This is a genomic window from Burkholderia sp. AcTa6-5 (assembly GCF_017815075.1).
Lineage (GTDB): Bacteria > Pseudomonadota > Gammaproteobacteria > Burkholderiales > Burkholderiaceae > Burkholderia > Burkholderia sola.
Window position 1 is genome coordinate 85,704 of sequence record NZ_JAGIQE010000012.1, and the last position, 13,031, is coordinate 98,734.

Sequence of the window (13,031 nt, forward strand, 5' to 3'; positions counted from 1 at the left end):
TTGTGGTTTGCCCCAAAATGAAAATTCCGATGCCGGGCATCAGCCGATCGACCCGTACTCTACGCGGGGCTCCGTACGCCGTCTCGTAGAGTACGCATCACTCAGTTTTGTCCTTTTCGATTACGGGAATACTTATCGAGAGGGATTTTTCAGCGGTGGAGTCGCTCCTCGCTTGAGCATCAGCGCAGCAACTCGGAAGAGGTCAGGCATATCAATTCGACCGTCGTTTCTAAAGGACAGGACCCCGATGTTTTCCATGGCCAATGCGAGCGCTTCGACTGGGTTTGATGCCTTGGCAAATTCAAATGGCGGCAAGAAACCAGTCGTTTCGCTCTTCGCTGCTTTTAGAATCGTATTAACAGTCTTCGTTTCTTCCCACAATTCATAGATGCGAGTCGGTTCGCATGGCACGGTAACGCCCGCAAGCGGCGCAATGGCTCGTTTGATCCATGGGTACTCAAGCACGAGTTGATCTACTCGAACTCTAGATGCTTCGCGCAACCCGTGTCGAATTCCATCAGCTGAGATTGCTTGTGTTGACAGTGTGTGGGGGTACTTTCCTGCCTCTGCAAACAACTTCATAAAGCTACGCGGAGTGACACGGCCGTGAGCATCACCAAGATGATTGTAGGGCCAATCATACGTCCCGCCCTTTTTTGCCCCTCTGCCCATATATAGGCCAGCAAGGCCGACCATCATGCGCTGCTGAGCAGCACCATCAGCATAAAGGCTGCGCTTTCGAAACCAGGTTCGCATATCTGCCGGGTAATCTGCATCCGCTTCTGATGCCAACGCAATAAGCGAGCGATTTGCTTTCCGCTCTGCAAGTTGCAACAGTTGGGAAAACATCATCCCGTACAAGTCTTCTTTCGTCCAAACGAGCTCGATGCGCATGCTTCGAAGTTTGGGGAGTTCAACGAAGCGGAGCGTTTCATCGTTAAATTGTTCTGGTCGAATAAAGACCTTTCCGCGAATGGCTCGCCGAGCACGTAGTGACCATATGACCTCGAACAGTGCGTCTAGCAGCTTTCGGCTTCGCTTCCATTCGGTCGAGATAGTGTCGAGAGCATCGAAGGTGACAATTAAGGTTTTGCGATCTGATGCGAAATGACGATCCAAACGCGAGAGTTCGCGATCCGCATCCTCTGGATCGGCATATTGGGTCATGAGGTCACGTAACGTCGGTTGCTCGGTATCGGGATCGGTTGCCCGCTTTGCCGCTCGAATAATGACGGATTGCCAGAACTCAAAACCCTGCTGTGCCTCTTGGCCGGCCGGAACACGAGCGTCAATGTTGCGCGAGGTGACTCCACCTTCAGACGCTATGCCTGTGTAGCCAGCTTCAACGATGACCGAATCTAGGTCAACTTGCGGATATGCCAGGGCAGCGTAATTCCTTGTATCGTCGTGTTGCAGTACCCCTGCCCAAAAGCTTTTACCCGAACCTCTGGCTCCCACGACGACCGGAGTGTCCGGATCGAGCGCGAATGCATGCTGACGCGGCGTAAAGATTTCGCTCACAGTAGGTCGATGGGCGCCAGAAGCATCATGATCCGACGGGAGCCGGGCCATGGCCGCTTGGATGCCGATATAGTCGATGTTGTTCATTCAGCTTTCCGCATTTTCAAGTCCTAGCATGCTACGACATGCGTCAATAAACGGCTGATAGGTCGTTTTATACACCAACGCATCCAACAGGTCGGGGCTTCCAAGCGGATCGAAGGATGCGTAGTGGTCATCGTTAAGGATGCGACACGTATTCAATCCATTTTCTGCGGGCACTGGCACTTGGTCGATGTCAGTGTCGTCCCATTCGACATCAAATTCGTTCGCCAACCCCCCCACGTCGACCGGTCTTGCGAGTGGGTCCGGAGCTTTTACGAGGGTATGTCCAACAAGCTCGGACATTCGATCTATGAATCGATCTTGGGATTGAACATCAGTAGAAGCCTTCGCGTGCACGAATAGCAGCGTATCTTGCCAACTGAACGGAGGAGCGTCGTCCTCACGAGGATGGGGTCCCGAATCAGTGGTGCCATTCGCCGCAGTTCCGAGGAGATTTTCGGTGTCTGACGAAGTCGTGAGTTTCCATTGTGTTGAAACACTACGGCCCAGCGTTTCAAGGTGCGCGAACAGAAGTCGATAATCCGCGTATGTTTGAGGCTGATCCACGCCAAAGAGAAGTATCTTTGCGCCCAGGCCAACGATCGACGCTGCAGTGGTTTCATGTAAGCCAGCACGAGCATCAATGAGAATGGCGTCATATGCGCGGCTCGCTGAAACTCGGTCCAGCGCGAGCGCAATATGATCAGTGAAAGTCGTTGCGTTGCCATTTTTGTCCGTGCTCGCAAGGTATGCTCGCGCAATTTTGCCTAGTACGTTTTCTGGATTTTCATTCGCGAGCTGTCCAACAGCAGGAATGACGTCCAGTCTTCCTCGACCGGCGCCGAGCCACGATGCGCCAATCATGTCCTCAACAAACTGATCGTCGACCGGACCTAACCCTTGCTCAACGACGTAGTCCAGCATTCCAAAACGGGGAAGCGTATCGGGGCGAAGCAGCATGTTACCTAGCCCGGGCGCTTCCAGATCTAGATCGATCGCTAGGATGCGTCTCCCTTGGGCGATAAGGTCGGCGGCCAACACGCATAAGGCGGTTGTGCGCCCAACACCACCTTTCAGGCTTACAAACGCGAGGCGATTACGGCTGGCTCTCGGGACGGCCGGGTCGCGTAGCCAGTCGCTACCAATCATGCGGCGGTCAAGCACCCGGACTCTCAGAAGTCGTTCATTCACATGTACACGAACGGACAAGACATCGTCCGGCGCTCGCAGGCGCTCGTCGAACAATTCTGAAGGCGTTGCTACCGCGAGGCCATCGCCGTCTACATAGGGACACACCAGCTCATGAGCACGGCGAGCCAGAGAATCCTTCGCAGCCGGGTCTAGCGTGCGATCGGGGACGATCAAAGTGAGCTTTCCGGAAACGTCCCGAAGAAAAAAATAGTTGGCGAGCGCTTGCTCACCCAGTACGTCAGCGACGAGTTGTGCGAAGGTGGGTAGTGCCAGGTCAAAGGTCATCATGCTTTCTACTCCTCGCCACGGATTTGCGCCGCTGCCATGAGGCGCTTCGTCTGCGCAAACCACTGGTCAATTTCGTTCAGAGTTGTGCTGCCGCTCTTCCAGTAGCGGCGATGAACCGTCCATGATTGAAACACTGGATTTCGGATAATTTCGTACATGGATGTGTAGTTACTACGTTGCCCAAGATGTTTGCGGGCAATCGTCAGAAACTCGGGGAAATGCCCGTGAGGGTCAGCAGTAGTCCGCAGGGTGGCAATTCGATACTTTATTGCGCATTCGGCGGCGAAGCCGACAAGATGGCCCGCGTTATCTAGTCGATCCACTACACGCAAGCTCTCAGCATCCTTCAGGTGGCGCAATGCTGCACTTCGATAATCGTCCATGCTCTTCTTTATCGCCGCTGGTCCAAGCGAAATGATAACTGGCTCCGACCGGTCGCGCGACGCTATCGTCCGGATATCTCCGACAATGGCTCGATGGAAGACCATTTGGGAGAGGCAGAGACCTGCCATGCTGCTATATGAAATTGTGTGATTCGTACCGCTAGATCGCTCAGCGCCGCACGATCTTGCGCCGCTGCGCGCTGATGCCCGCATAGTCGGGCAGCGATTCGACGCGTTTGCCGGTCGCCTTCGCGTACAGCGGCATCAGGTCCGGTAGCCGGTTCAGCAGATCCTGGCGGCGCGCGGTGCTGTACGGGTGCGTGTAGATGAAGCCCGACGTCTTGTTCGCGCGCGTCGCGACCGCGAGTTTGTCCCACAGCGTGATCGCCGCGCGCGGATCGAAGCCCGCGCGTGCGGCGATGTCGCCGCCGATCACGTCGGCCTCGGTCTCGTCGGTCGGATCGTAGTGGAGCGACTGCAGGCGCTCGCCGAGGTTCAGCGCCTGCGGCAGCGGATCGCCGACGCCGAATAGCGGCGGCAGCGCGGCCGCGCGCAGCGACGTCTGCGAGGCCACGCTGAAGTTGCTGCGCGCGTGTTCGCGCAGCGCGTGCGCGATGCCGTGCGCGAGCAGCACGCCGAACTCGTCGTCGTTCAGGCGCACGCGGTCGAGCATGCCGCCGTACACGAGCACCTTGCCGCCCGGCAGGCAGGTGAGGCGGATGTCGCGCGAGCGGATCACGTTCACGTCCCACGCCCAGCTCTTCACGCGGTCGTTCCACTTCACCGAATACGGCGCCAGCTTCATGACGATCGCGCGCAGGCGTTTCACGCGCGGTTGGTTCGCCGGCAGCAGCCGGTTGCTGTCGGCGGCCGTCTGCACGATCTGCGCGTATTCGTTCGCGGTGAGCTGTTCGAGCAGCGGCGACGGGATCAGCGTGCGGAACGCGATCGCGTTGCCGTAGCGGACTTGCGGCGGCGTCGGCGTATAGGCCTTTGCTGGCACCGCGGCGCCGGTCGGCTGCGCGCCTTCGGCGGACGGCGGGACGGGCGCGGCAGAGGTTGCAGCGGCGGGCGGCGCGGCCTGGGCGACCGCCGGCGCGGAGCCTGCCGCGGTCGCGCCGGTGTCGGTCGCGTGCGCGAGCGTCGCGGCCAGCGCCGCGGCGCCGACGCTCAACGCCACCGCCGCGTGTGCGAGCCGACGCGGGCGGTTACCGCGCACGGCTCGCCTCGCCGTTGCGCGCGGTGCCGTTCCACGGCGCGATCCTGAACAGCAGCAGCATGCCGGGAATCGCGAGCGCGGTACACACGATGAAATAGTCGTACCAGCCGATCTTGGCGACAACGAAGCCGCTCGCGGCCGACGCGAGCGTACGCGGCACCGACGCGAGGCTCGTGAACAGCGCGAACTGCGTGGCCGTGTAGCGCGGGTCGGTCGTGCTCGCGATATACGCGACGAACGCGGCCATTGTCAGGCCGGTCGTGAAGGTTTCGAAGCCGTAGACGATCGCGAGCGCGACCGTCATCGGGCTCAGCCTTGGTGTGATCTCGATACCGAACACCGACATGAACGACGCGAGCGCGTGGCTGGCCGCGACCGTGAAGTCGTACAGCATCGCGAGCACCGGCGAGCCGGGGCCGAGCTGCGCGAGCCACGCGAAGCCGAGCGTCGACACCATCTGCAGCGCGCCGAAGATCCACAGCCCGCGGCCGATGCCGATCTTCACGAGCCAGATGCCGCCGATGATGCCGCCGGCGACGCTCGCGACGAGCGCGGTGGTTTTCGCGACGATGCCGATTTCGGTGCGCGTGAAGCCGATGTCGAGGAAGAACGACGTCGACAGCGTGGTCGCCATCGTGTCGCCGATCTTGAACAGGAAGATGAATGCGATGACGAGCAGCGCCCCGGCCCAGCCGTCGCGCTGGATGAATTCGCGAAACGGCAGCACGATCGCGTCGCGCAGGTTGCGCGGCGGCGCGCCGACCACTTCGGGCTCGCGCACGACGAGCGTCATCAGGATGCCCGGCAGCATGAACGCGCCGGTGATCGCGAACACGGCGTCCCACGGCAGGTGGTCGGACAGGATCAGCGCCAGCGAACCGGGGATCAGCGCGGCGAGCTTGTACGCGTTGACGTGTACCGCGTTGCCGAGCCCCTGCTCGGTGTCGCGCAGCAGTTCGCGGCGGTACGCATCGATCACGATGTCGGCGCTCGCGCCGAAGAACGCGACGAGCGTCGTCAGCGCGGCGACCGTCCAGATCGAGTCGCGCGGCGACACGAAGCCGAGCGCGGCGATCGCGCCCGCGACCAGCAACTGCGTGAGCAGCAGCCAGCCGCGCCGGCGGCCCGGCCGCCAGCCGGGCAGGCGCGGGATGTAGCGGTCCATCAGCGGCGCCCACAGGAACTTCCACGTATACGGGAACTGGATCAGCGCGAACAGGCCGATTTCCTTCAGGTTCACGCCCTCGGAGCGCAGCCACGCCTGCACGAGGTAGACGAGCGTGAACAGGGGCAGCCCCGACGTGAAGCCCAGAAACACGCAGATCAGCATGTGCGTGTTCAGATAGGCGCGCCAGCCGGGGTGATCCTCGTGAGCGGTGAGTGCGGGCGCCTCGTGTGGCGTTTTCGACATGGACTGGAACTGGGTAGCGTTGACTGATGGCGGCGGCAGCGCAGGCGGCGCGCACGGCGCGGGAGGGGCGGCCGCGCGCGCGGGCGGGCCGGATCTTCCGTCAACGGCTCCCCGGCTCAGCTGCGCTTGACGCGGTAGACAGCAAGACTACCACGCCAGTTCGCTCCCCATCGAATCGGTTGGCCGTCGTGCAGCACGACGCGGTCGAGGATCGTCACGCCCACTTCGGGCGCCAGCGCCTCGAAATCCTCGATCGTCAGCACCCGCACGTTCGGCGTGTTGTGCCACTGGTAAGGCAGCGATTTCGACACCGGCATCCGGCCGTTCAGCACCGACAGCCGGTGCGGCCAGTAGCCGAAGTTCGGGAACGACACGATGCACTCGCGGCCGACGCGCGCCGTTTCGCGCAGGATCGCAGCCGTCTGGTGAATCGTCTGCAACGTCTGCGACAGGATCGCGATGTCGAAGCTGTGGTCCTCGAACAGGCGCAGGCCGTCCTCGAGGTTCTGCTGGATCACGTTGATGCCGTTCTTCGCGCTCGCGAGCACGCCCGCGTCGTTCAGCTCGATCCCGTAGCCGGTCACGTCCAGTTCTTCCATCAGCAGCGCGAGCAGCGAGCCGTCGCCGCAGCCGAGGTCGAGCACCGTCGAGCGCGGTTCGACCCAGCGCGCGATCGTGCGGAAGTCCGCGCGGGCGGACAGGGAGTTCAGGGCTTGCTGGTTCATGCGCCTACCTCGTTGCCGATTCGTTCGTAATACGCGCGCAGCAGGTTGTGATAGCGCGCGTCGTCGAGCAGGAACGCATCGTGGCCGTGCGGCGCGTCGATTTCCGCGTAGCTGACCGTGCGCTTGTTGTCGAGCAGCGCCTTTACGATCTCGCGCGAGCGGGCCGGCGCGAAACGCCAGTCGGTCGAGAAGCTCGCGATCAGGTATTTCGCCTGCGTGTGCGCGAGCGCGGCCGTCAGGTTGCCGTCGAACGCCTTCGCCGGGTCGAAGTAGTCGAGCGCGCGCGTGATCAGCAGGTACGTGTTCGCGTCGAAGTAGTCGGCGAACTTGTCGCCCTGGTAGCGCAGGTACGACTCGACCTCGAATTCGACATCGAAGCTGAAGTTGTATGCATCGAGCGCACCGTCGGCGCGGCGCAGCGCACGGCCGAATTTCTCGGCCATGTCGTCGTCGGACAGGTAGGTGATGTGGCCGATCATCCGCGCGACGCGCAAGCCGCGCTTCGGCTTCACGCCGTGCGCGTAGTAGTCGCCGCCGTGGAAATCGGGATCGGACAGGATCGCCGAGCGCGCGACCTCGTTGAACGCGATGTTCTGCGCGGACAGCTTCGGCGTCGATGCGATGTCGATGCAGTGCGCGACGCGCTCCGGATACATCAGGCTCCACGCGAGCGCCTGCATCCCGCCGAGGCTGCCGCCCATCACCGCGGCGAAGCGCTCGATGCCGAACGCGTCGGCCACGCGCGCTTGCGCGTGCACCCAGTCCTCGACGGTGACCACCGGGAATTTTGCGCCGTACGGCTTGCCGCTCGACGGGTCGATGCTCATCGGGCCGGTCGAGCCGAAGCACGAGCCGAGGTTGTTCACGCCGATCACGAAGAAGCGGTTGGTGTCGAGCGGTTTGCCGGGGCCGACCAGGTTGTCCCACCAGCCGGTGCTGCGCGGATCGTCCGCGTAGACGCCGGCGACGTGATGCGACGCGTTGAGCGCGTGGCAGACGAGCACCGCGTTCGAGCGCGCGGCGTTGAGCTCGCCGTACGTTTCGACGACGAGCTGATAGTTGCCGATCACGCTGCCGCTTTGCAAGCGCAGTGGTTCGGCGAAGTGCATGGTCTGTGGAGCGACGATGCCGATCGATTCCATTCGTTCCGCCTTATGACTGGGCGGCTAAACGGTGTCGGCGAGGCGCGGAGGCGAAGGTGCGCGGCTGACGACCTCTTTAGCCGCATTTGTAGTGAACCGCCGGGGGAACGATGCATCGACGCATCAAGCCCCGGCCGGTTCGCGCGCCCGCAATCGAGTCAGCAAATCGGCGCGCTTCCGACTGCCGCCATGGGCGGCAGGTCGGCAAAGTATAGCGGAATTCGGCGGGGCACGGATTTCGCGCCCCGCCGACGGTCGATGCGGCGTTACCAGCGATATTTTGCCGAGAGTTGGCCACGGACCACCGAATAGTCGGAGAAATTGCCTTCCACGCCGACGCTCGCCGATACCGAGAAGTGACGGCTCAACTGGCCGGTCGCGCCGATTCGCACGGCTGCCCGGTCGCGCGGCACGCTGAACGAGAACGCATTGCCGTCGAGCGCCAGCGAGCGCGAGCCGGGGCCGTGCCACCAGTTTGCCTCGATGAACGGCCGAAGTTCGCGTCCATGCGGCATCGCGGTGATGCCATGCACGCGCACGCCCAGGCGGGTGAGCACGTCGGTGGCGCCCTGGCCGTCGATCCGGCCGCCGGGCGTGGCGTGCGCGTCCGCGCGATAGTCCGACACGACGAGCTGCGCTTCGGGTTCGACGAAGAAGCGCGTGTCGCCTCGCTCGTAGAAGGGCAGTGAATAGCCCGTTTCGAGCGAGCCCGTGACGGTTCGCGACCGGTACGAGTCGGCAGCCAGACTGCCGCCGATGCTGTTCGCATAAGCGCCATACATGAACCACGCGTCGACATAGGGGCCGGTCAGGATGTCGCGGTTGCCGTACCACGTGCCATACAGCCCGACGTTGTAGCCGGAGACGCTGCCGCGCGCGGTGGCGTTCATCACGCGGTGCTCGATCGCGCTCCACAGGGGGCGCGTCGACCAGTTCGTCTGGCTGCCGTACATGCCCATCGCGCCGACCCGGATGCTGCCGCCGCGACCGTCATTGAAGCGGAGCAGGTCGGCGCCCGCGTGGATCAGGCGGCCGTTGCCCGACACGCTGCGGTTGCCGCCCGACATCGACGTCATCTGGCCCTCGGCACGCAGCCAGACCGCACCGTCGAGCGGGCCGGCTGCTTCGGTGCGCAGCGAGCGATCGTCGCGCTGATGCAGCGTGTGGATTGCCATCATCGACGCAGCATCGGCGTTCGCGAGATACGCATCGGGCTCCGGGGCGGCAGTGCGAGGGGGCGGAACGATTTCCGGGCTGATCGGCGGATCGGGATCGACGGGGCCGGGCGGCTGCGGCGGTTCAGGCGGCTGCGGCGGTTCCGGCGGTACGGGTTTTGCCGCGGAGACGAGATACCAGTCGTCCTCCCGGCCGCCCTGGCCGCCGCGCTTGAGCATGTAGTCATAGCCGCCGGCCGACAACGTGCCGAAGCCGTTCCGGTAGCCGTCCGATCCCGCATCGAGCGTGAAGGCCGACGCGTCGGTCGTGCCGCCATTGCGGGTTTCGACGAGCGGGATGCCGATGGTCGTCGGCGCGCCGTCGCCGCCGGAACGCTTGACGACGATGCCGGTGTCGCCCGACGCGTGGCCGCCGTCGATCACGAGGCGGTCGGTGGGCGATGCGTCGTCCTGCAGCGTCGTATGGAGGACGAGCCGGCCGTTGCGGGCCGCATAGTCGCCGGTCACGACGAGTGTGCGCGGTGTCGGCGTGCCGCGTGCCGCGGGCGCGGCGAACGCGATCGTCGAATCGTTCAGCGCGACGGAGCCGACCGTCGAATCGGCGGTGACGGTCCAGCGGCTGTTCGTGTTCAGCGACAGCGTGCGGACCGCGTCGGTCGCGCCGGTCCATACGGATGCATTGGCGAGCGAGACGTCCGTCACGGCATCCGTCGGGCTGCCGTCGTCGGTCGGCTGGTTGACGATGTCGCCGTCGGCACGGGAGCCGGTGTCGAGCGTCAGGCGCACGGGGGCGCCGGACTCCGCGTGGACGGATAGCAGCGTGCCGTTGCCGCCGATGGCGCGCGTGCCGTTCTTCAGCGTGATGATCGCGTCGGACGCGTCGATCGCGCCGTGGCGTTCGCTGATCAGCGAGCCGTCGTCGATCGTCAGCGTGCCGCCGTAGACGGCCGCTGCATGGGCGCCGTCGCCGGTCGCGCGCGCGCTGCTCCGCACCAGGTCGATCGTGCCGCCGGCGCTTGAATAAAGCGCGGCGGCTTCCTTGCCGTGGGTTTCGACGCTCGTGTCGACGAGGGACGCGACGGAGTCCGTGCCGGCCGACATCACGCCGCGCGCGCGTTCGCCGTCTGTCGTGATTCCGCCGCGTGTCATCGCGATCTTGCCGCCGAGGCGGGCGATCACGCCGATCGCGCGTTCGCCGGTGGTGGTCACGAACGTATCGGTTGCATCGATGGCAGGCGTATCGGTGTATTCCTTCGAGGCATAAAGCCCGTGCGCGCTCTTGCCGTGCGTGATGACGCGGGTGCCCGCGAGTTCGACACTGCCCTCGCGCGTGTCCACGCCGAGCGCGTAGTCGCCGGCGGTTTCGAGGTGCGAGTCGCTGAATGCAACCGTGGAGGCGCTCGGCAGGAACAGCACCGACGCATAGTCGCCGTCCGTGCGGATATCGGTGCGGGTCAGTGTCGCGCGGACACCACCGTAACTGATGGACAGGCCGACGCCGAACAGGCCGCTGGTACGAACCAGCGTATCAGCCACGTCGATGGTGCCGCCCGGCGCCAGGATCGCCGTGATGCCATGCGCTTCCTTGCCGCGTGTCACGATCACGCTGTCGGAGAGCGTGAGGCGCGCGTTGGTGCCGTCGACGGACGCGCCATGCGAATAGTCGCCGTCGGTATCGATGGACACGCGTTCCGCGGATGCGTTGCCGCCGTTACGAAGTTCGATGCCGGCGCTGGAGCCGCCGCGGGTCCGGATTTCGGTATCGCGGAGGACGATGCGCGACGTGCTGCCCCACGCGGAGACACCCGAGGCGCCGTTGCCGGTCGAAAAAACGCGGGTCCGGCCGCTGGTCGTCAGGATGCCGCCGTTGATCGCGGAAAGCACCTCTTTGCCTGCCTCGTGCGTCGAATATTCACCCGGCGCGACTTCGAGTTCAATGCCGTCGGCTCGCTGCGGGCCGCCGCCCGTGACTTGCGCGGTTGACGGCGACGACATCGCCGCGCCGGCGAGCAGGGCCGAATGTGCGACATACAGGCGGACGCGCGCACGGGGCGAGAGGAAATAACTGCGGGTCACCAGATCACCTTTCTTTTCTAGAACAGGTGAAAAGTAGTTCCGCTGAGCACGTTTGGATATTGGACGAGTTCGAATTTGTGGAAGGAGCCGAAGGGCGGCACGGCGTACACGTGAGGCGCGAAGGCGCTTCGGTGCCGACTCCTGGATGATTGCAGGCGTGGGGGCGGACCCGGAACCGGGCCGGCCAATTGCGTGGCGCCCGGCGTGAGCGTTTCCGGCCGGGTTCGTGAGGGAATCCTGAACGAGGTGAGATGCAGTGACGACTGCTTGAACGACCATGCCGTCGGCGGGCGGATCGATGGCCGCTGGTCTGCCGAGGATGCGGGAGAAGGGGCGCACCCCCGCGCCCCGGTGACGATCCGGCGCGCGGGACGTGCGCCGGATCGTGGACTTTACTGATACATGATCGAGTACATCACCGAAGTGTTCACCGTGCCCTGGCCCGCGGCGCCGCCCGTCGCGACATACTGGGCGTAGTACGGCAGGTCCGCAGCGCCGTCCTTCAGCGCGACGGCCTTCGAGTTTTCATCGGCCTTGCCGACTCCGATGTTGGTCGTGTCGCCGTTGAGCAGGCCGACTTCGACGTTCTTCGCGGTGCCCGATGCGTTGTTGCCGGTGGCCGGCGAGCAGTTCTTCAGGCCGATCTGCGAACAGAAGGCCAGTTTCGGCCACCGATGGAGCGGTGGCTTTCGAAGAACGCCGGCCGTATGTGATGGGCTACCGGGCGTTCATCCGAATGACTGAGCGATGCGTGCTATGCGCTCACTGGTAGCTCATCGTGAACGTGGCGACACCCTTGACCGTTCCGCCCGATACCTTGTCGGTCGCGATGTATTGCGCAGACAACGGGATGCTGGTCGTTGATGCCGACGGGCCGACCAGCCACTGGTTCAGGTTGCCGATTTCGGCCGAATCGGGACCGTAGCCAACCGGCTGACCGTTTTTCAGGATGCGCAGCTTCACGCCTTTCGCCGTCGAGTCCGGCGTCAACGTCAACTGGTTGCCGGTATTGCCCGTATCGGTCAAATCGGTCAACGTGACATATACGTTCGTCCCCGTTTTGCAAGACAACCCGATGTTGAAGCCGGTGTCGCCCGCAGTTGTACCCACGGTGTTCAATTTGCTGGCGGCGGTCGGCGGTAAGCGCACCAGGACGTTAGGGGTCGTCACAGTGCAGCTTTGGGGCATCTGCGTGATTTTTGCGTTGATAAAAGGCATGAGCTTCCATAGGAATATGCCGCCGTTAAGCATTGGATCGTTGGAGTCGAGGTGGTTGTTTATGCTTCTGAGGTTTCCAAATCTATGTACGACATAGACTGATGATACGTTGTATATAAGATCATTTAATTTGATTAAATCAAATCTGATTTTCAGTGTTCCGGAAAAGGGACGGGTGGATGTGCTGCTAGGGGGGCCCCATGGCGCCCAACCTTGCAGGAATCCCGTTATCACTTGCCCTGTTTCGGCATTGATGAGTCGAAGTCCCGTGGAGCGAAGAAAGTCGTCTGTCGCCAAATTATCAGCCAACCTGACAACCCCGGGATACTCCGTTTCCACGTAGCCCGGGTCGGTCTTGAAGTCGAATCTGAATCCACCCGGGCTGAGTATGTTGGCCGGACAGTTGTACTGCAGCTCATACGTCCCGCTTCCAATGACAGATCCGTTTGCCGCGTTGAGCGGAATGCTGACATTTTTAATGGGGATATGCCATTCGCCAATGCCAGTTCCTGGGCAATTGGGAAGGGGGGCAGAATGGGCGAATTTGACGAGTCCCATCAATAAGACAATAATTGATTTGCGAATTTTAATCATGTGA

At 62.9% G+C, this 13,031-nt stretch carries 9 protein-coding genes; all 9 read right to left on the reverse strand.

The features are described 5' to 3' along the window. Positions 1-132 precede the first annotated feature (132 nt). The gene (locus J8I33_RS17725) at positions 133-1,608 is read right to left on the reverse strand and encodes a hypothetical protein (protein ID WP_209938408.1); all 1,476 of its coding nucleotides are present in this window, start codon (positions 1,606-1,608) and stop codon (positions 133-135) included. Beyond that, positions 1,609-3,084: an AAA family ATPase gene (locus J8I33_RS17730; RefSeq protein ID WP_209938410.1), complete on the reverse strand. Its 1,476-nt coding sequence runs from the start codon at positions 3,082-3,084 to the stop codon at positions 1,609-1,611. Between the two features lie 5 nt (positions 3,085-3,089). Further along, the gene (locus J8I33_RS17735; protein WP_209938417.1) at positions 3,090-3,467 is read right to left on the reverse strand and encodes a hypothetical protein; all 378 of its coding nucleotides are present in this window, start codon (positions 3,465-3,467) and stop codon (positions 3,090-3,092) included. A gap of 169 nt (positions 3,468-3,636) precedes the next feature. Continuing rightward, entirely contained in the window at positions 3,637-4,686 is a 1,050-nt protein-coding gene (locus J8I33_RS17740) for a M48 family metallopeptidase (protein ID WP_209927557.1), read from the reverse strand. Then, on the reverse strand, positions 4,676-6,097 hold the full coding sequence (locus tag J8I33_RS17745; RefSeq protein WP_209938421.1) for an AmpG family muropeptide MFS transporter: 1,422 nt from the start codon (positions 6,095-6,097) through the stop codon (positions 4,676-4,678). The genes J8I33_RS17740 and J8I33_RS17745 overlap by 11 nt, the downstream gene beginning before the upstream one ends. A 116-nt stretch (positions 6,098-6,213) precedes the next feature. Beyond that, the gene (gene metW, locus J8I33_RS17750) at positions 6,214-6,822 is read right to left on the reverse strand and encodes a methionine biosynthesis protein MetW (protein WP_009689331.1); all 609 of its coding nucleotides are present in this window, start codon (positions 6,820-6,822) and stop codon (positions 6,214-6,216) included. Then, positions 6,819-7,964, reverse strand: a complete 1,146-nt coding sequence (locus J8I33_RS17755) for a homoserine O-acetyltransferase (RefSeq protein ID WP_209927553.1) — start codon at positions 7,962-7,964, stop codon at positions 6,819-6,821. Before J8I33_RS17755 ends, metW begins: the two co-directional genes overlap by 4 nt. A 266-nt stretch (positions 7,965-8,230) precedes the next feature. Continuing rightward, a complete protein-coding gene (locus tag J8I33_RS17760) occupies positions 8,231-11,134 on the reverse strand; it encodes an autotransporter outer membrane beta-barrel domain-containing protein (RefSeq protein ID WP_245172168.1) in 2,904 nt (967 codons plus the stop codon). Positions 11,135-11,977: 843 nt separating this feature from the next. After that, on the reverse strand, positions 11,978-13,027 hold the full coding sequence (locus tag J8I33_RS17765) for a fimbrial protein (RefSeq protein WP_209927552.1): 1,050 nt from the start codon (positions 13,025-13,027) through the stop codon (positions 11,978-11,980). Positions 13,028-13,031 lie beyond the last annotated feature (4 nt).

Coding starts and splice junctions, on each gene's coding strand:
- J8I33_RS17725 (WP_209938408.1), bottom strand. CDS start 1,608: ATGAACAACATCGACTATATCGGCATCCAAGCGGCCATGGCCCGGCTC.
- J8I33_RS17730 (WP_209938410.1), bottom strand. CDS start 3,084: ATGATGACCTTTGACCTGGCACTACCCACCTTCGCACAACTCGTCGCT.
- J8I33_RS17735 (WP_209938417.1), bottom strand. CDS start 3,467: ATGGACGATTATCGAAGTGCAGCATTGCGCCACCTGAAGGATGCTGAG.
- J8I33_RS17745 (WP_209938421.1), bottom strand. CDS start 6,097: ATGTCGAAAACGCCACACGAGGCGCCCGCACTCACCGCTCACGAGGAT.
- metW (WP_009689331.1), bottom strand. CDS start 6,822: ATGAACCAGCAAGCCCTGAACTCCCTGTCCGCCCGCGCGGACTTCCGC.
- J8I33_RS17755 (WP_209927553.1), bottom strand. CDS start 7,964: ATGGAATCGATCGGCATCGTCGCTCCACAGACCATGCACTTCGCCGAA.
- J8I33_RS17760 (WP_245172168.1), bottom strand. CDS start 11,134: ATGTCGTCGCCGTCAACCGCGCAAGTCACGGGCGGCGGCCCGCAGCGA.
- J8I33_RS17765 (WP_209927552.1), bottom strand. CDS start 13,027: ATGATTAAAATTCGCAAATCAATTATTGTCTTATTGATGGGACTCGTC.